Origin of the sequence: Streptomyces purpurascens, from assembly GCF_045040895.1 — a bacterium.
Classification (GTDB): domain Bacteria; phylum Actinomycetota; class Actinomycetes; order Streptomycetales; family Streptomycetaceae; genus Streptomyces; species Streptomyces purpurascens.
This window is the reverse complement of sequence record NZ_CP108341.1, coordinates 1,893,752-1,917,233: the sequence shown is the minus strand read 5'-3', so window position 1 is coordinate 1,917,233 and position 23,482 is coordinate 1,893,752. Positions and strand designations below refer to the sequence as shown.

Here is a 23,482-nt window from a genome sequence, read left to right as displayed (position 1 = left end):
GGCCGCTACCGCAGAAACTCCCCGTCGACGTACACCCAGGCCCCGTCCACCCGCTCGAACCGGCTCCGCTCGTGCAGCGATCCGCCCCGGTACGAGGCCCGGAACGTCACGGTCCCACTCGTGTGGAACGCGGACCCCTCACCGGTCTCCAGGATCTCCAGCCCGGTCCACCGCGTCCCCGCATCCAGCTCCAATGTGCCGGGCCGCGTCCGGGGATGCCAGGTCCGCAGCAGATACCCGGCGTCCCCCTTCACGAAGGCGCTGTACCGCGAGCGCATCAACGCCTCGGCGGTCGGAGCCGCGGAGGCCCCGGAGTGGTAGCGCCCGCAACACGCCTGGTAGGAGTCGGGCAGCCCGCACGGGCAGGAACGCGTCGTCATGCCGGTCATTCTCCTGGACGGGGCAGCGGCGGCAGCGTCGTCCCGTACAGCCACATGTCGAACAGCGCGTCCAGCGGCTCGTCCGTGAACCGCCCCACGTGCGCGGTGAAGTTCGCCGTCGTCACCGCCCCGCCCCGGTGCAGGCCCGCCCACCCGCGCAGCATGCGGAAGAACGCGTCGTCCCCCAGGGCGCACCGCACCGCGTGCAGGACGAGCCCGCCCCGCTGGTAGAGACGGTCGTCGAACATCGACTTCCGTCCCGGGTCGGCCAGCCGGAGGTCCTGGGGCAGCGAGAACAGCAACCGGTGCGCGCCGGCGGCCAGTTGCTGGGCGCTGCGCCCTCCCGAGCGCTCAGACCACAGCCACTCGGCGTATTTCGCGAACCCCTCGTTCAGCCAGATCTGCCGCCAGTCGGCGATGGACACGCTGTTGCCGAACCACTGGTGCGCCAGCTCGTGGGCGACCAGCCGCTCCGAACCCCGCTCCCCGTCCACGTGGTTGGACCCGAACAGCGACAACCCCTGTGCCTCGACGGGGACGTCGAGCTCCTCCTCGGTCACCACGACCGCGTACTCGTCGAACGGGTACGGCCCGAACAGCTCCTGGAACAGTTCCATCATCGCGGGCTGCCGTGCGAAGTCCCGGGCGAACCGGGGGAGCAGATGCGCCGGAATGTGCCCGTGCTGCGGAACCCCGCCCGGGCCCGGGTCGCCCAGCAGCACCGTCTGGTACTTCCCGATCGACAGCCCCACCAGGTAGCTGGAGGTCGGCGCCGCCTGCTCGTACACCCAGGTGGTCGTCGAGGCCTTCGTCGTGCGGGTGAGCAGCCGTCCACCGGCCACCACCGCGTAGGCCGACGGCGTCGTGACCGAGATGTGGTACGAGGCCTTGTCGGCGGGCCGGTCGTTGCACGGGTACCACGACGGCGCCCCGACCGGCTGGCTCGCCACCAGCGCCCCGTCCTCCAGCTCCTCCCAGCCGAGGCCGCCCCAGGGACTGTTCACCGGCCGGGGGTTGCCCGACCACTGCACCTCGACCGTGAAGGCCGCACCGGCGCGCACCGGCTTCGCGGGGCGGACCCGCAGCTTGCCGCCCCGGTGCGTGTAGTGCGGCGTACGGCCGTCGACCTTCACCCGGCCCACCCGGAAGTCCGCGAGGTTCAGCTGGAACTCGGTGAGCTGGCCACGGCCCGCGATGGCGTTGATCCGCGCCGTTCCCGACAGCCGGTTCGGCGCCGGGCGGTAGTCCAGCGTGAGCTCGTACCGATGCACCCGGTACCGGAGGTCACCGTTGCCCGGGAAGTACGGGTCCTGACCCACTGACTGCTGAACCGCCACTGTTGCGTCTGCTCCCTGCACTGCGCTCGTACGACGTCCGTCGACCCCGGCCGCGCCGGGGTTCCGCCTAGCGACGCCACGCCTCGATCGGGTTGCCCAGCCAGCGCGTGTCGTCGGGCACGGACTCCGCGGCCATCACCAGGGACGCCGGACCCAGCGTGGCGCGGGCCCCGACGGCGCTGCCGGGCAGGATGATTCCGCCCGGGCCCAGAGTGGCGCCCTCACGGAGGACCACAGTATCCGTCCGCAAGATCCGGTCGTGGAAGAGGTGGGTCTGGAGCACACAGCCCCGGTTCACGGTCGCCGCGTCCTCGAGCGTCACCAGATCCGTCTCCGGCAGCCAGTAGCTCTCGACCCACACCCCCTTGCCGATGTGCGCGCCGAGTCCCCGCAGCCACGCCGACAGCAGCGGCGTACCCGGCACCGCACCGGCCAGCCACGGCACGGCCAGCACCTCGACGAAGGTGTCCGCCAGCTCGTTGCGCCACACGAAGGAGCTCCACAAGGGGTGCTCGGCCCGGCGATGCCGCCCCACGAGCAGCCACTTCGCCGCGATCGAGACGAGCCCCGCCGCGCAGCCCGCCCCGAGCAGCACAAGACCGGACAGCAGGGGTGCCCACACCCTGAGGGCGCACAGCGCCGCCGCCGTCGCCACCGCCAGCGCCGCAGAGCAGAACACCGGCACGATCCGGCAGAGCTCCACAAGACCGCGCGCCCACAGCAGCCGCGCGGGCGGATCGTACGTCCGGCTCTGGTCGCCGTCGGACGCGGCCCGCGGCAGCTTCATCGGCGGCAGCCCCAGATACGAGCTGCCCTTCTTGGCCTTCTTCGGCGTCGCCGACAGCACACCCACCAGGCCGCCGTCCGGCACGCTGCGCCCCGGCGCGGTCATCCCCGAGTTGCCGAGGAAGGCCCGCCGGCCGATCTCCGCGCGGCCGACCCGCAGCCAGCCGCCGCCGAGCTCGTACGGCGCGGTCAGTGTGTCGTCCGCCAGGAACGCACCGTCGCCGACCGTCGTCAGGCTGGGCAGGGCCAGCACGGTGGACACCTCGGCCCGCCGCCCGATCCGCATCCCGAGCAGCCGCAGCCACACCGGCGTGACCAGCCCCGCGTACAGCGGGAACAGCATGTCCCGCGACCGGTCCATCAGCTGGGTCACGGTCCAGGCCTGCCAGCCCACCCGGCTGTGCGTGGCGTGCGTGCCCTCCCGCAGCCCCAGGCTCAGCATCCGTACGGCGACCACGAGCAGCAGCGCGTACGCCAGCCCGAACGCGAGCGTCGCCGGCACCAACGCGAGCACGGCACCCCGCAGCGTCGCACCGAGCCCGGCGTCCGGACCGACGAACAGGCCCGCCACCAGCAGCGCGGCAGCCGCCGAGACCACCGGCAACGCGGTCAGCGCGAAACCGGTCACGCCGTACATCACCCGCCAGAACGCGCCCCGCGCAGGCCGCTCCTTGGGCCAGTTGCGCTTGGCCCGGCCCAGCTTGACCGCGGGCGCTCCCGCCCACCGCTGCCCGGTGGGAACCTGTCCGGTGACCGCCGAACCGGGCGCCACCTCGGCCCGCTTGCCCACCCGCGCGCCCGGGAAGAGCAGGCTGCGCGTGCCGACGACGGCGTGCGCGCCCACCTTCACCGGCCCGACCTCCAGCCGGTCACCGTCCAGCCAGTACCCGGACAGGTCCACCTCGGACTCGACGGCCGCGCCCCGGCCCAGCTTGAGCATGCCGGTGACCGGGGGCAGCGAGTGCAGATCCACGTCCTGCCCGACCTTGGCGCCCAGCGCTCGCGCGTACCGTTCCAGCCAGGATCCGGTCAGTGAGGTCGCCCCGCTGAACTCCGCCAGCCGCTCGGCCGTCCACAGCCGCAGATGGACGCTCCCGCCGCGCGGGTACCGGCCCGGCCGCACGCCCCGCAGCAGCAACCGGGCCCCGCCCGCGGCGAGCGCCAGGCGCCCGGGCGGGCTGAAGAGCAGCACGGCGCCGGCCGCGACGAGCCACCAGGGCGCGGTCGGCAGCCAGGAGTAGGCGGGCAGCACGTTCCCGAGCGCGGCGAGCACCACGGTCCAGCGCAGCCCGAGCAGTGTGAACAGCGGAACCAGCAGCAGGAGCTGGACGAGCTGGGCCCGCCTCGGCACCGGTGCCACGACCCGCTGGGCCCCGTCGTCCTGCGCCGACTCCTCCAGGTGCCGGGCCAGCTTCCGCAGGACGGGCCGCTGGTAGATGTCGAGGACGGCGGCGCTCGGGTAGCGGGTGCGCAGCCTCGTCGTCAGCTGGGCGGCGGCCAGACTGCCCCCGCCGATCGCGAAGAAGTCGTCGGAGGCCGACGTCACCGGAATGCCGAGGACGTCCGTCCACTGCTCGGCGAGCCAGGCCTCGGTGCCGTACAGCGGCTCGGCCGGGCCGCCCGTCTCCAGCCCCTCCAGCGGCCAGGGCAGCGCGTTCCGGTCGACCTTGCCCGACGTACGCGTCGGCAGCTCGTCGACCGGCGCGAGCAACGGCACCAGAGCGGCGGGCAGCTCGGCGCGCAGCCGCTCGACGGCGGCCGCGTGGTCCCAGCCGTCCTGGATGACGACGTAGCCCACGAGGAGCTGGTTGCCGCTGCGGGCCGTGCGCACCGCGGCGGCGGCCCCGGCCACCCCGGGCAGCGCCTGAAGCGCCGCGTCCACCTCACCGAGCTCGATACGGCGTCCACCGAGCTTGATCTGCTCATCGGCCCGCCCGAGGAAGACCAGCCCCTCCGGCTCGGCCCGCACCAGGTCACCGCTGCGGTACGCCCGCTCCCAGCCCAGCGACTGAAGCGGCGCGTACTTCTCCGCGTCCTTCTCGGCGTCGAGATACCGGGCGAGCCCGACCCCGCCGATCACCAGCTGACCGCTGCCGCCCATCGGCACGGGCTCCCCGGCCTCGTCCACGACGGCCAGCTCCCAGCCGTCCAGCGGCAGCCCGATCCGGATCGGCTCCTCGCCGCTCATCAGCGAAGCGCACGCCACGACGGTCGCCTCGGTCGGCCCGTAGGTGTTCCACACCTCACGCCCCTCGGTCACCAATCGCTGCGCCAGCTCGGGCGGGCACGCCTCGCCGCCGAAGATCAGCAGACGGACGTCGTTGAGCGTCTCCGGCTCCCACAGCGCCGCCAGTGTCGGCACGGTGGACACGACGGTGATCTCCTGCTCGACCAGCCACGGCCCGAGATCGGCACCGCTCCTGACCTGCGAGCGCGGCACGGGCACCAGACAGGCCCCGTGCCGCCAGGCCAGCCACATCTCCTCACAGGACGCGTCGAACGCGACGGACAGCCCCGCCATGACCCGGTCACCGGGCCCGATCGGCTCGTCGGCCAGGAACAGCGCGGCCTCCGCGTCGACGAAGGCGGCGGCGCTGCGGTGGCCGACGGCCACGCCCTTGGGCTTCCCGGTGGAGCCGGAGGTGAAGATGATCCACGCGTCGTGCCCGGCACCGGGCCGGGCGGCGGTGTGCCCGGCGGCATCGCCCAGGGTCAGCTCGTGACCGGCCCCGATGACCGCCCGCGCCCCGGCCTCGCCGAAGACCAGCGCGGCCCGCTCGTCGGGGTCCTCGGCGTCCACGGGCACGTACGCGGCACCGGCGGCCAGCACGGCGAGGATCGCCACGTACAGATCGTTCGTGCCCGACGGGACCCGGACACCGACGCGGTCCCCGAGACCGACCTTCGCGGCGGCCAGTCTCCGCCGCAGGGTCTCCACCTCGACGGCCAGCGCGCGGTAGGTGAGCAGCCGGTGCCCGTCGTCGAGTGCGGGCTCGTCGGGATACGCGCGTACGGACGCCTCGAAGATGTCGACCAGGGTGCGGGGCGAGGCCACGGGACCTGCGGAGAAGCGGGCCACGTCGCGGAGTCCTGTGCTCAGCTCCCGGTCCAGCAGAGTGAGGTCGGGGCTTTCGTGCAGGGCGGCCATCGGATCCTCGCGTCTCGAACCCGGACCTTCCGGGGCGCCGACGGGCCCGCAGGTCTGCCTGGGGATGTTCCGTTCCGGCGCGAACAAGCCCAATACTCTAGTGGTCGGGTTACTTCGTCCTGTCATGTCCGCCACTCGGAGGCAAACGCGAGACACCGCGTCGGTGCGGCGCCACCCTCTCCCACCTGGGCTTCTCCCGGCAGGGCGAGATGTCGCCCACATTCCTCAGGTCCCAGGCGGAAACGACGAAAAGCCCCTCGACGAGAGGGGCTTTTCTTATCTGTGTCCGAGGGGGGACTTGAACCCCCACGCCCGATAAAGGGCACTAGCACCTCAAGCTAGCGCGTCTGCCATTCCGCCACCCGGACAAGGTGTCTGTCGCGTGGGTTCTCCCCGCGGCGACGACGTAAACATTACCAGGCTTTCGAGGGTGGCCGATCACCCCCGCCCGAGCCCCGGCGAGGTGTGAACGGCGCGTGACGGGCCGCAAGCGGTCTTGGGGAGCGGGCCGTGGAGAGAGAGGATGAGAGGGACCCACCAGCAGTGACAGCGGGAGGAAGCACGTGAGCGAGACGGACACGGCCAGGAGCGTCACCGGCGAGGACGAGGTCGTGGACCTCTGCCGCGAGCTGATCCAGATCGACACCAGCAACTACGGCGACCACTCGGGTCCGGGCGAGCGCAAGGCGGCCGAGTACGTCGCCGAGAAGCTCGCGGAGGTCGGGCTCGAACCGCAGATCTTCGAGTCGCACCCGGGCCGTGCCTCCACGGTGGCCCGGATCGAGGGCGAGGACCCCTCCAGGCCCGCGCTCCTCATCCACGGCCACACCGACGTCGTACCGGCCAACGCGGACGACTGGACCCACCACCCCTTCTCCGGCGAGGTCGCCGACGGCTGCGTGTGGGGCCGTGGGGCCGTCGACATGAAGGACATGGACGCGATGACCCTCGCGGTCGTCCGCGACCGGCTGCGCAGCGGGCGCAAGCCCCCGCGCGACATCGTCCTCGCGTTCCTCGCGGACGAGGAGGCGGGCGGCACGTACGGCGCCAAGCACCTGGTCCGCAACCACCCCGGCCTGTTCGAGGGTGTCACCGAGGCGATCAGCGAGGTGGGCGGATTCTCGTTCACCGTGAGCGAGCAGCGGCGGCTGTACCTGATCCAGACGGCCGAGAAGGGCATGCACTGGATGAAGCTCACCGTGGCCGGCACGGCCGGGCACGGGTCGATGATCCACCGGGACAACGCGATCACCGAGCTGTCGGAGGCCGTCGCGCGGCTGGGGCGGCACAAGTTCCCGGTGCGGGTCACCAAGACCACCCGCGCCTTCCTCGACGAGCTCGGTGACGCGTTCGGCACCGAGCTCGACCCGGAGGACATGGAGTCGACCCTCGCGAAGCTCGGCGGCATCGCCAAGCTCATCGGCGCGACCCTGAGCAACACGGCCAACCCCACGCAGCTCGGTGCCGGCTACAAGGTCAACGTCATTCCCGGTGAGGCGACCGCCCACGTCGACGGGCGGTTCCTGCCCGGCCACGAGGAGGAGTTCCTCGCCGACCTCGACCGGATCCTCGGCCCGAAGGTGCGGCGTGAGGACGTCCACGCCGACAAGGCCGTCGAGACCACCTTCGACGGGGCGCTCGTGGCGGCGATGCAGTCCGCGCTGCTGGCCGAGGACCCGACCGCCAAGGCGGTTCCCTACATGCTCTCCGGCGGGACGGACGCGAAGTCCTTCGACGACCTGGGCATCCGTGGCTTCGGCTTCGTGCCGCTGAAGCTGCCGCCGGAGCTGGACTTCGCGGGCATGTTCCACGGTGTCGACGAGCGGGTGCCGGTGGATGGCCTGAAGTTCGGCGTGCGGGTGCTCGACCGGTTCATCGACGCGTCCTGAATCGGCCCACCGGTACGGACATATTCGCTCGCCCGTACGGAATCGACTGGGAAGAGTGAATGCGACCATAAGCTCGTAGCCTCATTACTCCCTCCTCGTTACAGGTAATGCGATCGCAAGATGGGTCGCTTTGCCAACTAGGAGGAATAATGATCAAGAAGGTCGTCGCTGCTGCGGCTGCCACCGGTGGGCTGGTTCTCGCGGGCGCGGGCCTTGCCGTCGCCGACTCGGGTGCCCAGGGTGCTGCCGTGCACTCCCCGGGTGTCCTGTCCGGCAACGTTGTTCAGGTGCCCGTTCACGTCCCGGTGAACGTCTGCGGCAACACGGTCTCCGTGATCGGGCTGCTGAACCCCGCCTTCGGCAACACCTGCATCAACAAGTGATGCTTTCCCCTCTCTGAGGGGAGCTCAAAAGCCATCGGTCCCGGAGCGCGTGCCATGCGCTCCGGGACCGAACGCTTCTTTCGAGGAATTCGAGAAGAATTCGAGACAGGGTCGAAGGTAGGTATTCAGCAATGCGACAGGTCACCCGCAAGGGTCTGATGACCGTGGCGGCCGCGACCGGCGTGATCGCCGCCGCGGGCGGCTCCGCTTACGCCGACTCGGGCGCGCAGGGCTCCAGTTCGGGCTCGCCCGGCGTGCTCTCCGGGAACACGGTGCAGGCGCCGGTGCACGCGCCGGTCAACGTCTGCGGGAACACGGTCAACGTCATCGGTGTCCTCAACCCGTCGGTGGGCAACTCGTGTGCCAACAAGGGCGGTGGATCGCCGTCGGGCGGCCACGGCGGCTCGCACGCGGGCGGCCACGCCAGTGACTCGCCCGGAGTCGGCTCGGGCAACCACGTCCAGGTACCGATCCACGTGCCGGTGAACGCCTGCGGCAACAGTGTCGACGTCATCGGCGTCGGCAACTCCACCACGGGCAACGACTGCGCGAACGGCTCCGGCGGGCATCACACCGACCCGCCCGGCGGCGGATACGAGACGCCCGGGCAGCCGGGCGAGCCGGGGAACCCCGGTAACCCGGGGGAGCCCGGGAACCCCGGCGAACCTGGGGAGCCCGGCAATCCTGGTGAGCCCGGTAACCCGGGGGAGCCTGGGAACCCCGGTGAGCCCGGGAACCCGGGCAACCCCGGTGAGCCTGGCAACCCCGGGAACCCGGGCAACCCTGGGAACCCTGAGACCCCGGGCAACCCCGAGAACCCCGGCAACAAGCCGGGCGGCCAGTTCGTCACGCAGCCCAAGGGCGACGCCCAGCTCGCGGAGACCGGCAGCGACCTGCCGCTCGGTCTCACCCTGCCGGCCGGCGCGGGCGCGCTGCTGGCGGGCGTGATCCTCTACCGCAAGGCGCGTGCCTCGGCCTGACCCCCACGGCAAACGGAGCGGGCCCCGCCGATGCGGGGCCCGCTCCCGTGTATGCCTTCTCCCGGTGCGCCGTCTCAGCTCACCACGTGGCCCGCACCTGGCGGATGATCCGCCGACGCAACCGCACCTTGCGGCTGCCGTCGCGCAGCAGGCTCAGACGGTGCAACTCCCAGTGTCCGTACTCGGCGTGGTCCGTCAGCAGACGTGCCGTTTCCTTGCGGGAGACCCCGCGCGGTACGTACACGTCGACAAATTCGTATTCCGGCATCGCATCTATTGTGCGGGCTGGGGCCTGGTACGGATAGCGTCTGCACTATGTCTGATGCTGCGCAGCCCACCGCTGCCGAGGTACGCGCCGCCGCCGAGGCGGTCAAGACCGCGCTCGACCGCCACCTGGCCGCGGTCGAAGGCAGGTCGGGAGAGGACGACCCGGCCGTCTACGAGGCGTTCAACCAGCTGGCCGCGGCCGCAGAGGTGTACGACGAACTGCTCTACGACCGATACGACGAGGTCACCCCCTTCGAGATCCCCGGTGCGGAGGACGCGCTGCCCCCGTACGCGGGCCCCGAGGAACCGAACGCGCTGAGCGTACTGATCCGCCGCGACTACGCCGTGGCGGAGCCGCAGCGTCTCCTGGCGCAGGCGCAGCGGATCGAGGCCGCGGAAGGCGAGGACGGCCCGGCCGCCTCCGGGACGACCCATGGCGCGCTCGGCCTGCTGTTCGGCGAGTTCGAGCCCGACGAGATCGCCTCCCGGCACAAGGAGTTCGGGCTCGAGGAGGGCGACTCCACGCTCTGGGTGATGGCGGCGGACGAACCGGCCGACCCCGGAGAGTGGCTGGAGGCCCCGTTCGATCAGGTCGATCCGCAGCAGGTGGTCTGCCGCTTCGACGTCAGCGCCGTCTTCGACGATGTCGAGGACGACGATGACGATGACGAAGACGACGACGGGGACGACCTCGACACCGACCTCGACGAGGACGAGGACCTGGAGCGCCTGGACGCGGACCGCCGCTGAGCGCACCCGACGGTGGTGGTCACGGGGACGTCCCCGTGACCACCACCGTGGTCAGCCGCCGTCGACCTGCGGAGCGAGCAGCACCGGAAGCCGGGTCGTCCGGGGCTTCGCCATCACCTCGGCCACGGCCCTGGGCAACGCCTGTTCCACGCCGTGCACCACGGACAGATGGCGCTCGGCCCGTCCGAACGCCGTGTACACCCAGGGCCGGCTGAGCGCCTGCGCGGCATCGCCGGGCAGTACCACGACCACCGCGGGCCACCGGCTTCCCACCGCCTGGTGCGCGGTCAGCGCCCAGCCGTGCCGTACGGACTGCTCCACCCGCTCCTTCGGTACGACGACGGCCTCGCCCTCGCACGACAGGTGGAGCCCCTCGGCGTCCGCCTTCACCACCCGGCCCGGCAGGGCACGGCCCGGCACGGGGGAGTGGATGATCCGGTCACCGGGGTCGAAGCCGCCGAAGCGGCCCGGGCCCGGATTGAGCCGCTCCTTCAACGCCGAGTTGAGCGCACGGGTGCCGACGGCGCCGCCGTGCCCCGGTGTGATCACCCGCGTCTCCTCGGCCGGTACGCCGATCGCCCGCGGCACCGAGTCGACGACGAGCTGCACCGCCCGGTGCACCGCCTCGCCCGCGTCCCGCACCGGCACGATCACGATCTCCTTGCCGGGGGCCTCGACCTGGGTCAGCTCGCCGATGCCGATACCCGAGACCAGCTCGCCCAGCGGCCCGGGATCCGGCCGCCGCGAGGCGACCTGCGGGCAGATCCGCGCCGCGAGCAGATCCGCGAACACCCGCCCCGGCCCCACGGACCACAGCACCGCCGGGTCCCCGGCCAGCACCAGCCGCGCCCCGTCGGGCAGCGACTCCGTCAGCAGCGCCGCCGTCTCGACGTCCAGCTGCGGCGCGTCGAGCACGATGAGCAGATCGAGATCCAGGGCACCGTCGGCATCCCGGCCGGGCCCTTCGAGGCCGGCGAGCAGCCCGGAGACGGTGGTGACGGAGGAGCGGCCCTGATCCGCTGCGCCGTCGGGATCGGAGCCCAGCAGGGCGGCGAAGCGGGTGCGGCCGATCGGGCCGTGTGTGGCGGCCCAGGCGCGCAGCCCGAGGGCGTGCGCGGCGCTCAGCAGCGCGGCCGGCTCGGCCAGGGACGCCTCGCCGCCGGTGTGCAGGACCAGGCCATGACCGGCGACCGCGCGCAGCAGCTCACCCGCCGACCCCTGGGCCGCGGCGGCGACCCGCTCCCACTCCTCGGCCGAACCGTCCTGCTTGGGCGCCGAGTTGACCAGCCGGGCCAGACCGTCGGCCAGGCTCTCCTCCGCGAGCGCGTACCGCTCGAGACCGACCAGGACACGGACCGGACGTTCCTCGTCCTCCTCCGCGTCGTCCTGTTCTGCCCGGGCCGGCGCACCGGCCTCCTCCAGGGCGTCCTGGAAGACCAGCGCGTCGCCCTCCGCGATCGCGTCCTGCACCGCGCTGTCGGGCTCCGGCACGCTCCGCTGTGCCAGGGCCGCGAGGAGCGCCGGCATCTCCAGGGCGGTGTGCCCGGCCAGCGCGGCCTGTTCCAGGAGCCAGACGGTGACGGCCCGGCCCCGTCGCTCGTCGTCCGGGCCGCACTCGGCGCCGAGCAGCGCGCGCGCGAACCCGTCGGCCTGCTCGGGCCGCACACCGGCGACCCGCAGCAACTGCCAGGGGTCCGCCCGCAGCCGCTCGTCGGCACCCTCGCCGAGTGCCTCGACCACCTGCGGCGCGAGCGTCTCCGGGGCACCGCCCTCGCCGAGCACCCGCCGCACGGCCTGCACCGCCTCCGGCGCGGGAGCCGACGACGCGGCGACGGTCTCGGCCGGCACCGGCTGCGGTCGCCGTACCGGCTCCGGAGCGGAGCGCCGGGGGGCGGGCGCGGGCTCTTCGAACACCGTGGCCGCCGGCTTCTCACCGCCCTCCACGGCCCGTACGGCGGCGAGCAGATCGGCGGCCTTGCCGCTCAGCTTGGTGCCGCTCTCGATCGGCGCCCTCTTCTCGGCCTTCCGCTGCTCGATGCGCTCCCGCTCGGCCTGCTGGGCCCTCAGCTCGGCCTCGGCCTCGGACACCTGACCGGCATCGGCCGCATCCCCCTGGGCCTCCTCGGTCTCCGCACCACCGGTCGGCGTCCCCGGCTCGTCGTCCTCCGTGGTCTCCGGCTCCGTGCTCACAGCGTGCTCCAGTCGTGATCGGGATAGCGGTGCACAGGCGCCGACACATCGTCGAGCGCCCGGCAGATCTCGTCAGGAAGACTAAGGGCCTCCACTGACAACGCGGCCGTGAGCTGCTGCGCGTTGCGCGCGCCGACGACGGGAGCGGCCACCCCCGGCCGGTCACGGACCCACGCCAGGGCCACCTGGAGCGGCGTCACCGCCAGGCCGTCGGCGGCGGTCGTCACGGCGTCCACGATGCGGCTCGCCGTGTCGTCGAGGTACGGCGCGACGAACGGGGCGAGGTGCTCCGAGGCGCCACGCGAGTCCGACGGAGTGGTGTCGCCCCGGTACTTGCCCGTCAGCACCCCACGCCCCAGCGGGGAGGACGGCAGCAGCCCGATGCCCAGGTCCAGCGCGGCCGGCAGCACCTCGCGCTCGACGCCGCGCTGGAGCAGCGAGTACTCCAGTTGCGTACCCGCCAGCCGGGTCCGGGTGCCGGGGGAGGCGAGCTGCCAGGTGGCGGCCTTGGCCAGCTGCCAGCCGCAGAAGTTGGAGACGGCGGCGTAGCGGGCACGGCCGCTGGCGACCGCGAGGTCCAGGGCCTGGAGGGTCTCCTCCAGCGGGGTGTCCGGGTCGAAGGCGTGCACGTGCCACAGGTCGACGTAGTCGGTTCCGAGCCGGGAGAGCGAGGCGTCCAGCGCGGAGAGCAGATGGCCGCGGGAGCCGTCGAAGCGGCGGTCGGGGTCCGGCACGCTGCCTGCCTTGGTCGAGATGACCAGGTCCCGGCGGGGCACCAAGCCGTCTATGAGCCTGCCGAGCAGGTACTCGGCCTCTCCGTCGCCGTACACGTCCGCGGTGTCGACGAGGGTCCCGCCCGCTTCCCAGAACGTCTTCATCAGGTCCGCGGCGTCGTGCTCGGCGGTGTCCCGCCCCCAGGTCAGGGTGCCGAGCCCGATCCGCGACACACGAAGGCCGGTGCGGCCGAGATGCCTCTGCTCCATGAACGCCGAGATTACTGGCCAGAACCTACGGTGTGGGGGGCTGTGGACGACGGATTTCCGCGCGCTATGGTCTGCGGACAAGGCACGTTACTGATGGGTAAGGGGAATCGGGATGCAGCTCGGTATCAACCTCGGCTACTGGGGTGCCGGCATGGACGCGGACAATCTGGCCGTCGCCCAGGAGGCCGACCGGCTCGGATACGCCGTCTGCTGGGCCGCCGAGGCCTATGGATCCGACGCCGCCACCGTACTGACCTGGGTCGCCGCCCAGACCGAACGGATCGACGTCGGCTCCGCCATCTTCCAGATCCCGGCCCGTCAGCCCGCGATGACCGCCATGACGGCCGCCACCCTCGACTCGCTCTCCGGCGGCCGCTTCCGGCTCGGCCTCGGCGTCTCCGGCCCGCAGGTCTCCGAGGGCTGGTACGGCGTCAAGTTCGACAAGCCGCTGGCACGCACGCGTGAGTACGTCGAGATCATCCGCAAGGCCATGACGCGCGAGCGCCTGTCGTTCGAGGGCCAGCACTGGACGCTGCCGCTGCCCGGCGGCCCGGGCAAGCCCATCAAGCTGACGGTGCACCCGCAGCGCGAGCACATCCCGCTCTACATCGCCGCGATCGGCCCGAAGAACCTCGAGCAGACCGGCGAGATCGCCGACGGTGCCCTGCTGATCTTCCCCTCCGCCGACCACCTCGAGGACACGGCGATCCAGTACCTGCGGGCCGGCCGTGAGAAGGCGGGCAAGACCCTCGACGGCTTCGACATCTGCCCGACCCTGCCCCTGGCCCTCGGCGAGGACAAGGACGTGACCACGCTCGCCGACACCTTCCGCCCCTACACCGCGCTGTACGTCGGCGGCATGGGCAGCCGCAAGCAGAACTTCTACAACCAGCTCGCCCAGCGCATGGGCTACGAGAAGGAAGCCGCCGAGATCCAGGACAAGTACCTGTCCGGCGACAAGCAGGGCGCCGCGGCCGCCGTACCGCACGACCTGATCGACAAGACGACCCTGCTCGGTTCCGTGGAGCGCATCGCGGACCGGATGAAGGCCTACGCGGAGGCCGGTGTCACGACCCTCACCCTGGCTCCGGCGGGCTTCACGCTCGACGAGCGGATCGCCTCCCTGCGCGCCGGCACGGAGGCCCTGGAGCACGCCGGGCTCGCCTGACGCGGCTGAGCCCGACGGAGATTTCTGCGGCCGTGGTGGGGGCTCGGGGGTCTTCCCCGCCACGGCCGTCACGCAGAACAACGCGAGGAGCAGCCGAGGGTTACGTCCTCCATTTGGCGGAGTTGTCCGTCGTACCTGTTGCAGCACCGCTCACCCCGCACTTGACTCGTTCTTTGCGGAAACTGCGGATTCCTGCAGCACGCGCACGCGCGCGGGAGAGGTGCCCACGATGCTTTCGGCCAAGAGTCTGTTCCAGGAGATCCTCGCCAACGACGAGTCCTTCGCCCTGTTCTGCTCCATCGCCGCGAGCGGCGAGTCCCAGGGCGGCTGGGAGAACGCCCGGATCGCCGCGCTCGTCCCGGAGAGCGAGCGGGAACTCGCCCCCAAGATCACCCGCCACGGTGCCGACGAGGACAAGCACGGGCGGATCTTCAACGCCCTGATGAAGAAGCGCGGCCTCGACCCCGTCCCGGTCCCGCCGGAGACCGACTACACGATGCTCCTGGAGAAGAACGGCATCGGCCTCGCGCACGAGCAGCTGGGGCGCGACGAGCCGCTCGCGGTCCAGGACATCGTCACGTACCTCTCGCACAGCAGGGTCACCGAACAGCGCGCCTCCGAGCAGATGGACCTGCTCCGCAAGCACTTCGCGGACGACCCCGACATCGGTCGCGCCGTCAAGCAGATCTCCAACGACGAGGACAACCACCTCGCCTACTGCCACGAGGAACTGTTGCGCTTCGCCTCCGCGGGCCACGGCCGGGCCATCCAGCGGACCCTGCGGGAGTGCGCGCTCGCCGAGATCCGGATCTACCGGGACGTCAGCCTCGCGGTCATGGCGAACATGGGCCGCATCCTGGGCTGGTCGAAGGCCAAGTCGGCGGTGCTCGCGGCGGGCATCCACGCGATGTACGTGTACGAACGGCTGGGCGGCTGGCGCCGGATGGTGTCCCTGGAGATGCCCGAGCGCCGTGACGCGCTCGGCGGCCCGGCCTCCGCGGCACCCGAGTTCGCCTGAGACCACCCGGCCTACAACCACCCCCGGCGCTTGAACAGACGGAACACCAGCACCTCCAGAACGACCATCAGCATGACGAGGGCCGGGTAGGACCACTCCCAGCGCAGCTCGGGCATGTGCTCGAAGTTCATGCCGTAGATCCCCGCGACCATCGTGGGGATCGCGGCCATGGCAGCCCACGCGGAGATCTTCCGCATGTCGTCGTTCTGCCGGACGCTCATCTGCGCCAGATGCGCCGAGAGGATGTCCGACACCAGCCGGTCCAGGTTCTCCACGGACTCGTTCACGCGCGTGAGGTGGTCGCTGACGTCCCGGAAGAAGGGCCGGGCCCGGTCGTCCACGAACGGCACCGTCACGCCGGACTGCGCCGTGCCCGCCAGCCGGCTCATCGGCAGGGCCAGCGGCCCGGTCGCCCGGCGGAACTCCAGGACCTGGCGCTTGAAGTCGTAGATCCGGGAGGCGGTGTTCCGTGAGCCGCCGCCCTCCGGCGAGAACACCTCCGCCTCCAGCCCCTCCAGGTCGGCCTGCAGCTCGATCGCGACGTCCAGATAGTGGTCGACCGTGGCGTCGGCGATCGCGTACAGCACGGACGTGGGGCCGTTGCCCAGCAGCTCCGGCTCCCGCTCCAGCCGGTGCCGTACGGCCTTGAGCGGGGCGCCCTCGCCGTGCCGGACGGTGACCGCGAACGAGTCGCCCAGGAAGATCATGATCTCGCCGGAGGAGACGGTGTCGCTCCGCGGCTCGTACACCACCGGCTTGAGGACCACGAAGAGCGAGTCGTCGTACACCTCCAGCTTGGGCCGCTGATGGGCCTTGAGAGCGTCCTCGACGGCCAGCGGGTGCAGGCCGAACTCCCGGGTGACATGGTCGAATTCGCGCTCTGTCGGCTCGTGCAGCCCGATCCACACGAAACCGCCCGCCGTACGGGCCTCACTCAGGGCGTCGGAGAAGTCCTCCGGCCCCTCCGTGCGGTGTCCGTCGCGGTAGATGGCACAGTCGACGATCACGAAGCGAGTCTCCCGTCACTCGAACGACACCGTACGCGCGCGTGCGCCTACGCTGGATCGCATGCCCACGTTGATCCTGGTCCGGCACGGACGTTCCACCGCCAACACCGAGGGACTGCTCGCCGGCTGGACGCCCGGTGTCGCCCTCGACGAACGCGGCTCCGCGCAGGCCGCCGCGCTGCCCGGGCGGCTCGCCGAACTGCCCCTCGCCGAGATCGTCGCCAGCCCGCTCCAGCGCTGCCAGGAGACGATCAGGCCCCTTCTCGAGGCCCGGCCGGAACTGAAGCCGCACACCGACGAGCGCATCGGCGAGTGCCACTACGGCGACTGGTCCGGGCGCAAGCTCGCCGAGCTCAAGGACGAGCCCCTGATGGAGGTGGTGCAGGCGCACCCGTCCGCGGCGGCCTTCCCCGGCGGCGAGTCGATGCGGGCCATGCAGACGCGTGCCGCCGAGGCCGTGCGCGAGTGGAACGCGCGCGTGGAGCGCGACCACGGCGCCGACGCCGTCTACCTCATGTGCTCGCACGGCGACATCATCAAGTCGCTCGTCGCCGAGGCACTCGGACTTCATCTGGACCTCTTCCAGCGGATTTCCGTTGAACCGTGTTCCATCACCGCGATCCGTTACACACGACTGCGACCGTTTCTCGTCCGCCTCGGCGACACCGGCGACTTCACGTCCCTGGTGCCGCGCGAGGACCCGCCGGGCGACGACGCCCAAGTCGGGGGTGGTGCGGGCGCACCGTGATCGTCGGCCGCAGTAGGGTGAAGCGGTCGCAGCAGTGCCGTTGTCACACGGCCCCCACGATTCCAATGGAGACAGGACGTGTCCCGTCAGGTGTTCCTCTACGACCATCCGGAGCGTTTCGTGGCCGGTACGGTCGGGCTGCCCGGGCGCCGTTCGTTCTTCCTCCAGGCTTCGGCCGGCACCCGGGTGACCAGCGTGGCCCTGGAGAAGACCCAGGTCGCCGCGCTCGCCGAGCGCATGGACGAACTGCTCGACGAGGTCGTACGCCGTAGCGGCGGCAGCGCCTCCGTCCCCGCCGTCGCACCGACGGAGATCAACGACAGCGCCCCGCTGGACACCCCCGTCGAGGAGGAGTTCCGGGTCGGCACCATGGCGCTCGCCTGGGACGGCGACGAGCAGCTCATGATCGTCGAGGCGCAGGCGCTCGTCGAGCTGGACGCCGACTCCGAGGAGGACCTCGCCGAGGCCGAGGAGCGGCTGCTCCAGGACGAGGAGAACGGGCCGCCGATGCTGCGGGTCCGGCTCACCGGCGCGCAGGCGAGGGCCTTCGCCAAGCGCGCCCTCGACGTCGTCAACGCCGGGCGGCCGCCGTGCCCGCTGTGCAGCCTCCCGCTCGACCCGGAAGGACACGTATGTCCGCGCCAGAACGGATACCGCCGCGGAGCGTGACACCTCCTGACGACCCCGCCGAGCTGCTCGCCCGGGGCGAACTCACCGTACGCGGACGCATCCGTGACGCCTCCAACGCCGCCCTGTACTGCACGGTGTCGTACGACGGCCGGGAGGCGGCCTGTATCTACAAGCCGGTCGCCGGGGAGCGGCCCCTGTGGGACTTCCCCGACGGGACGCTCGCCCAGCGCGAGGTCGCCGCGTACGAGGTCTCCGAGGCGACCGGCTGGGGCCTCGTGCCGCCCACCGTGCTGCGCGACGGCCCCTACGGCGAGGGCATGTGCCAGCTGTGGATCGAGGCGGTGCCGGACGCGGAGCTGCTCGCGCTGGTCGACGGGGAGGAACCCGAACCGGGCTGGAAGGCGATCGGGTTCGCCGAGGTCGGCGAGGGGCGTACCGCGCTGCTCGTGCACGCCGACGACGAGCGGCTGCGGCGGCTCGCGGTGCTGGACGCCGTGATCAACAACGCCGACCGCAAGGGCGGGCACCTGCTGCCCACCGGCGACGGGCGGCTGTACGGGATCGACCACGGAGTGACCTTCAACGCCGAGAACAAGCTGCGGACCCTGCTGTGGGGCTGGGCGGGGGAGCGCCTCACGCGGGAGGCCGCCGACGTCCTCGAGGGCCTCAGGAAGGATCTGGCCGAAGGCGGGGCCCTCACCGCACGGCTCGAACCGCTGATCACCGGCGCCGAGATCGACGCCGCACGCGCGCGTGTCGGTGCGCTGCTCGCCTCGGGGACGCATCCGGAGCCGAGCGGGGAGTGGCCGGCGATTCCCTGGCCACCCGTGTAGCAGCACAGACGCCGAACTCGCGCAAGAACGCCTTCTCGGCCGTCCGGACCGCTCCCATTCGTATATGGAACTTCAGTCCGGTTACGCTCATGACATGCATGCCTGGCCCGCTTCCGAGGTCCCCGCCCTGCCTGGTCAGGGCCGCGACCTGAGGATCCACGACACCGCGACCGGCGGTTCGGTCACCCTCGACCCCGGTCCCGTCGCCCGTATCTACGTCTGCGGCATCACCCCGTACGACGCCACCCACATAGGGCACGCGGCGACGTACAACGCGTTCGACCTCGTGCAGCGCGTGTGGCTCGACACCAAGCGGCAGGTTCACTACGTCCAGAACGTCACCGACGTCGACGACCCGCTCCTGGAGCGGGCGCAGCGCGACGGTATCGACTGGGCCGCGCTCGCCGAGAAGGAGACGGTCCTCTTCCGCGAGGACATGACGGCCCTGCGGATGCTGCCGCCGCGGCAGTACATAGGCGCCGTCGAGGCGATACCGGGGATCGTCCCGCTCGTCGAGCGGCTGCGGGACGCGGGCGCGGCGTACGAACTCGAAGGGGACGTCTACTTCTCCGTCGAGTCCGACCCGCACTTCGGCAAGGTCTCGGGTCTGGACGCCGAGGCGATGCGGCTGCTGTCCGCCGAGCGCGGCGGCGACCCGGACCGGCCGGGCAAGAAGAACCCCCTCGACCCGATGCTCTGGATGGCGGCCCGCGAGGGCGAGCCCAGCTGGGACGGCGGATCGCTCGGGCGCGGACGGCCCGGCTGGCACATCGAGTGCGTGGCCATCGCCCTCGACCATCTCGGCATGGGCTTCGACATCCAGGGCGGCGGCTCCGACCTCGCCTTCCCGCACCACGAGATGGGCGCCTCGCACGCCCAGGCCCTCACCGGTGAGTTCCCCATGGCCAAGGCGTATGTGCACGCCGGCATGGTCGCCCTCGACGGCGAGAAGATGTCCAAGTCCAAGGGCAACCTGGTCTTCGTCTCCAGGCTCCGGCACGACGGCGTCGACCCGGCCGCCATCCGGCTCGCGCTGCTCGCCCACCACTACCGCGCCGACTGGGAGTGGACCGACCAGGTCCTCCAGGACGCCGTCGCCCGGCTCGGCCGCTGGCGCGCCGCCGTGTCCCGGCCCGACGGCCCGCCCGCGGAGGCGCTCGTGGAGGAGATCCGCGAGGCCCTCGCGAACGACCTGGACGCCCCGGCCGCGCTCGCCGCGGTCGACCGCTGGGCCGACCTCCAGGAGGAGAGCGGCGGTACGGACATGGGCGCTCCCGGGGTGGTCTCCCGGGCGGTGGACGCGCTGCTGGGCGTAGCGCTGTAACCGAAGAGCGACTGAAGGGGCGCCTCCCGGCCGGGAGACGCCCCTTCAGCTGTGCAATCGTGCCTCAGTCCTCCGACGACTCCTCGTCGTCCGTGCCCGGCTTGGGCTGAGCCGACGACTCCCCGTCGTCCGTGCCCGGCTTGGGCGGCTTCGGCGGTCGCGTACGGCCGCTGGGGCTGTCCCGCAGATACGACGTGCTGTCGCTGCCGTCCGCCGTCGCGTGCCCCCCGGAGGCGGTCGGTCCGCCGCCGTCCCGGCGTCTCAGATAGCGCTCGAACTCGCGCGCGATGGCCTCACCCGAGGCCTCCGGCAGCTCGGCGGTGTCCCGGGCCTCCTCCAGCGACTGGACGTACTCGGCGACCTCGCTGTCCTCGGCGGCCAGCTGGTCCACGCCCACCTGCCAGGCGCGCGCGTCCTCGGGCAGCTCGCCCAGCGGGATGCGCACGTCGATCAGGTCCTCCAGACGGTTCAGGAGAGCCAGCGTTGCCTTCGGGTTCGGCGGCTGCGACACATAGTGCGGCACCGCGGCCCACAGCGAGACGGCCGGCACGCCCGCGTGCGTGCACGCCTCCTGGAGGACGCCCACGATGCCCGTGGGGCCCTCGTACTTGGTCTCCTCCAGGTCCATCCGGCGGGCCAGGTCCGCGTCGGACGTCGTCCCGCTGATCGGAACCGGACGGGTGTGCGGGGTGTCGCCGAGCAGGGCGCCCAGGACGACCACCAGTTCCACGCCCAGTTCGTGTGCGAAGCCCAGCAGTTCGTTGCAGAACGAGCGCCACCGCATGGATGGTTCGATGCCCCGGACGAGAACGAGATCGCGCGGCTTGTCCCCGCCGACCCGGACCACCGACAGCCGTGTCGTCGGCCAGGTGATCTTGCGGACGCCCGCTTCCATGAACACCGTGGGGCGGTTCACCTGGAAGTCGTAGTAGTCCTCGGCGTCCAGCGCCGCGAACACCTCGCCCTTCCATTCCCTGTCGAGATGCGCGACCGCGGTGGAGGCGGCGTCGCCGGCATCGTTCCAGCCCTCGAACGCGGCCACCATGACCGGGTCGACCAGCTCGGGAACCCCCTCGAGCTCGATCACCCAGTGCCTCCTTCCGACGTACCCTCGCGAACGCCCCAACCTTACGGCGTGCCAAGGGGGCGCCCGCAGCCCCCTCGCAGGGGGAGTGACCCCATCACTGCCCCGCGATCCGCCCCTGAACACCCCGGATTCATCCGAGCTGTCCGTGAGGCTGCGCTCACAGCGTGGAGCGCAGCCACTGCTCCACGCTCGCGATGTGCACGGTCGCCCACGAGCGCGCCGCCTCGGCGTCCCGGTCGCGCAGGGCCGCGAGGATCGCCCGGTGCTCGCGCAGGGTGCGGCCGACGGCGTCCTCCTGGGTGAGGCCGCGCCAGATCCGCGCCCGGGTGGTGGGGCCGGACAGCCCGTCGAGCAGCGAGCACAGCACGGAGTTGCCCGAGCTGTGCACGATGCCCCGGTGGAACTCCAGGTCGCAGGCGACGAGATCCTCCACGGACGGGGCGTCGCCGAGCTTGTCCAGCTGGGCCGTGAGCGCGTCCAGCTGCTGCTCGCTGATCCGCAGCGCCGCCATGGCCGTCGCGGCCGGCTCCAGGATGCGGCGTACGGCCAGGAACTCCAGGACCGTGTCGTCGCGGTGGAAGTCCACGACGAAGCTCATCGCCTCCAGCAGGAGTTGCGGGTCGAGGCTCGTCACATACGTGCCGTCGCCCTGCCGCACGTCCAGGATCCGGATGAGGGACAGCGCGCGGACGGCCTCCCGCAGGGAGTTGCGGGACAGGCCGAGGTCGGCGGCGAGCTCGCTCTCCTTGGGCAGCCGGTCGCCCGGGCGCAGCGCGCCGGAGACGATCATTCCCTTGATTTTCTCGATCGCCTCGTCGGTGACTGCCATGGCCGGCCTCCTGTCGCTTAAGACCTCCGACGTATCACGTCATTATGCGGGGACGGACACGCGGAGGGGGCGGCTCCGTCGGCGTGGAGCCGCCCCCTCGGGTACGGGTCGAGAAATCAGGCCTACTTCTTGTCGAGCAGATCCTGGACCTTGGCGCGGACGTCGTCCGTGGCCAGGCCGCGGATCGTCAGCGTCGTCCGGCGGCGCAGCACGTCGTCCTGAGTCTCGGCCCACTCGTGGTCCCGGGCCCAGGCGACCTGCGCCCAGATCTCCGGGGCGTCCGGGTGCACGCGCTCGGCGAGCTCCGGGCTGTCGTTGGCCAGCCGGGCGATGTCGAACGCCAGCGAGCCGTAGTGCGTGGCCAGGTGCTTGGCGGTGTCGGCTCCCATGCGCGGGCCGGGCGCCGGGCGGTCGGTGAGCAGCCGGTGGGCGACCGCGCGCGGGTTGGCGATGCCGGGCAGCGGCAGCTTCTTCGGCAGCGAGCTGATCGGCTCGAAGTCGTCGCCCAGGGGGTGGCCCGGCAGCGACTCCAGCTTCTTCATGATCGTGCGGCCGATGTGCCGGAAGGTGGTCCACTTGCCGCCCGCGACGGACAGCATGCCGCCCCGGCCCTCGGTGACGACCGTCTCCCGCTTGGCCTTGGAGGTGTCGCCGGGGCCGCCCGGCAGCACCCGCAGGCCCGCGAAGGAGTAGGTGATGAGGTCGCGGCTCAGCTGCTGGTCGCGGACGGAGAAGGCGGCCTCGTCGAGGATCTGGGATATGTCCTTGTCGGTGACCGAGACATCCGCCGGGTCGCCCTCGAACTCCTCGTCGGTGGTGCCGAGCAGCAGCATGTCCTCCCAGGGGAGGGCGAAGGTGATGCGGTACTTGTCGATCGGCGTGGCGAGCGCGGCCTTCCAGGGGGAGGTGCGCTTCAGGACCAGGTGCGCGCCCTTCGACAGCCGGATGGACGGCGCGGCGTTCGCGTCCTCCATGCGGCGCAGGTGGTCGACCCACGGGCCGGTCGCGTTCAGCACCAGCCGGGCGCTGACGCCGAACTCGTCGCCGGACAGGCGGTCCTTCAGCTCGGCGCCCGTGACGCGGCCCTGGGTGAAGCGCAGGCCCGTCACCTCGGCGTGGTTGAGGACGACCGCGCCCGCCTCCACGGCGCCGCGGACCGTCATCAGCGCCATGCGCGCGTCGTTCATCTGGTCGTCGCCGTACACGGCCACGGCCTTGAGGTTCTCGGTGCGCAGCTCCGGCACGTCCTGCGCGGCCTTGGCCGGCGAGAGCAGATGCCCGACGCCGTCACCGAACGCGGAGAGCGCGGAGTAGGCGAAGACGCCCGCCCCGAGCTTCGCGGCGCCGTGCGGCCCGCCCTTGTACACGGGCAGGTAGAACGTGAGCGGGTTCGCCAGGTGGGGGGCCACCTGGCGGGAGACCGCACGGCGCTCGAAGTGGTTCTCCGCCACCAGCTTCACCGCGCCGGTCTGCAGGTAGCGCAGACCGCCGTGGAGCAGCTTGGAGGAGGCGGACGACGTGGCACCGGCGAAGTCGCCGGCGTCGACCAGAGCCACCCTGAGGCCGGACTGCGCGGCGTGCCAGGCGGTGGAGATGCCCAGGATGCCGCCGCCGATCACGAGAAGGTCGTACGACGCCTTGGCGAGCTGCTCCCTGGTCTCGGCTCGGCTCGGGTTCGAGCCGGAGGCCGGGTGCGTCCCCAGGGCAGGTACGGACTGCAGGGTGGACTGAGTGGTCATGCTGTT

The 23,482-nt window shown here is 71.7% G+C and carries 20 protein-coding genes and 1 tRNA gene; 10 read left to right on the top strand and 11 right to left on the bottom strand.

The window, feature by feature from the left end:
* Positions 1-5: 5 nt before the first annotated feature.
* The 4 genes from OHU35_RS08730 to OHU35_RS08715 form a co-directional block, all read right to left on the bottom strand.
* Positions 6-380, bottom strand: a complete 375-nt coding sequence (locus OHU35_RS08730; protein ID WP_372498799.1) for a YchJ family protein — start codon at positions 378-380, stop codon at positions 6-8.
* Positions 381-385: 5 nt separating this feature from the next.
* Positions 386-1,717: a M1 family metallopeptidase gene (locus OHU35_RS08725; protein ID WP_359896607.1), complete on the bottom strand. Its 1,332-nt coding sequence runs from the start codon at positions 1,715-1,717 to the stop codon at positions 386-388.
* A gap of 67 nt (positions 1,718-1,784) precedes the next feature.
* Complete coding sequence (locus tag OHU35_RS08720) at positions 1,785-5,651, bottom strand: Pls/PosA family non-ribosomal peptide synthetase (RefSeq protein WP_405505114.1); 3,867 nt, start codon at positions 5,649-5,651, stop codon at positions 1,785-1,787.
* 283 nt (positions 5,652-5,934) lie between these two features.
* Positions 5,935-6,019 (bottom strand) — tRNA-Leu (locus OHU35_RS08715).
* 195 nt (positions 6,020-6,214) lie between these two features.
* On the opposite strand from OHU35_RS08715, the gene OHU35_RS08710 reads away from it, so the two are divergent.
* The 3 genes from OHU35_RS08710 to OHU35_RS08700 all read left to right on the top strand — a co-directional run bounded on the left by OHU35_RS08710 (position 6,215) and on the right by OHU35_RS08700 (position 8,903).
* The gene (locus OHU35_RS08710; RefSeq protein ID WP_189726605.1) at positions 6,215-7,540 is read left to right on the top strand and encodes a M20/M25/M40 family metallo-hydrolase; all 1,326 of its coding nucleotides are present in this window, start codon (positions 6,215-6,217) and stop codon (positions 7,538-7,540) included.
* A 149-nt stretch (positions 7,541-7,689) separates the two neighbouring features.
* On the top strand, positions 7,690-7,923 hold the full coding sequence (gene chpH, locus OHU35_RS08705; protein ID WP_030608446.1) for a chaplin ChpH: 234 nt from the start codon (positions 7,690-7,692) through the stop codon (positions 7,921-7,923).
* A gap of 131 nt (positions 7,924-8,054) precedes the next feature.
* Positions 8,055-8,903, top strand: coding sequence for a chaplin (locus OHU35_RS08700; protein ID WP_359896612.1), 849 nt, complete (start codon positions 8,055-8,057; stop codon positions 8,901-8,903).
* A 79-nt stretch (positions 8,904-8,982) separates the two neighbouring features.
* On the opposite strand, the gene OHU35_RS08695 is transcribed toward OHU35_RS08700, so the two are convergent.
* Positions 8,983-9,171: a DUF5703 family protein gene (locus OHU35_RS08695; RefSeq protein ID WP_010045410.1), complete on the bottom strand. Its 189-nt coding sequence runs from the start codon at positions 9,169-9,171 to the stop codon at positions 8,983-8,985.
* Positions 9,172-9,218: 47 nt separating this feature from the next.
* On the opposite strand from OHU35_RS08695, the gene OHU35_RS08690 reads away from it, so the two are divergent.
* Complete coding sequence (locus tag OHU35_RS08690) at positions 9,219-9,920, top strand: hypothetical protein (RefSeq protein ID WP_405505113.1); 702 nt, start codon at positions 9,219-9,221, stop codon at positions 9,918-9,920.
* Positions 9,921-9,971: 51 nt separating this feature from the next.
* On the opposite strand, the gene OHU35_RS08685 is transcribed toward OHU35_RS08690, so the two are convergent.
* Positions 9,972-12,110 carry a helix-hairpin-helix domain-containing protein gene (locus OHU35_RS08685; RefSeq protein WP_405505112.1) on the bottom strand — a complete coding sequence of 713 codons (2,139 nt, stop codon included), beginning with the start codon at positions 12,108-12,110 and terminating at the stop codon, positions 9,972-9,974.
* Entirely contained in the window at positions 12,107-13,093 is a 987-nt protein-coding gene (locus OHU35_RS08680) for an aldo/keto reductase (protein ID WP_189726602.1), read from the bottom strand. The genes OHU35_RS08685 and OHU35_RS08680 overlap by 4 nt, the downstream gene beginning before the upstream one ends.
* A 112-nt stretch (positions 13,094-13,205) precedes the next feature.
* Between OHU35_RS08680 and OHU35_RS08675 the strand changes: the two genes are divergently transcribed.
* Positions 13,206-14,261 carry an LLM class F420-dependent oxidoreductase gene (locus OHU35_RS08675; protein ID WP_189726601.1) on the top strand — a complete coding sequence of 352 codons (1,056 nt, stop codon included), beginning with the start codon at positions 13,206-13,208 and terminating at the stop codon, positions 14,259-14,261.
* A 229-nt stretch (positions 14,262-14,490) separates the two neighbouring features.
* A complete protein-coding gene (locus tag OHU35_RS08670; protein ID WP_405505111.1) occupies positions 14,491-15,279 on the top strand; it encodes a ferritin-like domain-containing protein in 789 nt (262 codons plus the stop codon).
* Positions 15,280-15,290: 11 nt separating this feature from the next.
* On the opposite strand, the gene corA is transcribed toward OHU35_RS08670, so the two are convergent.
* A complete protein-coding gene (gene corA / locus OHU35_RS08665; protein WP_189726599.1) occupies positions 15,291-16,286 on the bottom strand; it encodes a magnesium/cobalt transporter CorA in 996 nt (331 codons plus the stop codon).
* Between the two features lie 61 nt (positions 16,287-16,347).
* Here corA and OHU35_RS08660 point away from each other — a divergent pair, with 61 nt between their 5' ends.
* From OHU35_RS08660 to mshC, 4 genes are all read left to right on the top strand, one after another.
* Positions 16,348-17,034 carry a histidine phosphatase family protein gene (locus tag OHU35_RS08660; protein WP_405505110.1) on the top strand — a complete coding sequence of 229 codons (687 nt, stop codon included), beginning with the start codon at positions 16,348-16,350 and terminating at the stop codon, positions 17,032-17,034.
* Positions 17,035-17,112: 78 nt separating this feature from the next.
* On the top strand, positions 17,113-17,703 hold the full coding sequence (locus OHU35_RS08655; protein ID WP_189726597.1) for a DUF3090 domain-containing protein: 591 nt from the start codon (positions 17,113-17,115) through the stop codon (positions 17,701-17,703).
* Entirely contained in the window at positions 17,667-18,497 is an 831-nt protein-coding gene (locus OHU35_RS08650) for an SCO1664 family protein (RefSeq protein ID WP_189726596.1), read from the top strand. Before OHU35_RS08655 ends, OHU35_RS08650 begins: the two co-directional genes overlap by 37 nt.
* A 94-nt stretch (positions 18,498-18,591) precedes the next feature.
* On the top strand, positions 18,592-19,821 hold the full coding sequence (gene mshC / locus OHU35_RS08645; protein ID WP_189726595.1) for a cysteine--1-D-myo-inosityl 2-amino-2-deoxy-alpha-D-glucopyranoside ligase: 1,230 nt from the start codon (positions 18,592-18,594) through the stop codon (positions 19,819-19,821).
* A gap of 64 nt (positions 19,822-19,885) precedes the next feature.
* Here the strand turns inward: mshC and OHU35_RS08640 are convergent, their stop codons facing one another.
* From OHU35_RS08640 to OHU35_RS08630, 3 genes are all read right to left on the bottom strand, one after another.
* Positions 19,886-20,908, bottom strand: a complete 1,023-nt coding sequence (locus tag OHU35_RS08640; RefSeq protein WP_189726594.1) for a PAC2 family protein — start codon at positions 20,906-20,908, stop codon at positions 19,886-19,888.
* Positions 20,909-21,065: 157 nt separating this feature from the next.
* Positions 21,066-21,737 (bottom strand): FadR/GntR family transcriptional regulator, encoded by a 672-nt coding sequence (locus tag OHU35_RS08635; protein ID WP_189726593.1) that lies wholly within the window; start codon positions 21,735-21,737, stop codon positions 21,066-21,068.
* 122 nt (positions 21,738-21,859) lie between these two features.
* Entirely contained in the window at positions 21,860-23,476 is a 1,617-nt protein-coding gene (locus OHU35_RS08630) for a glycerol-3-phosphate dehydrogenase/oxidase (protein ID WP_189726592.1), read from the bottom strand.
* Between the last annotated feature and the right edge of the window lie 6 nt (positions 23,477-23,482).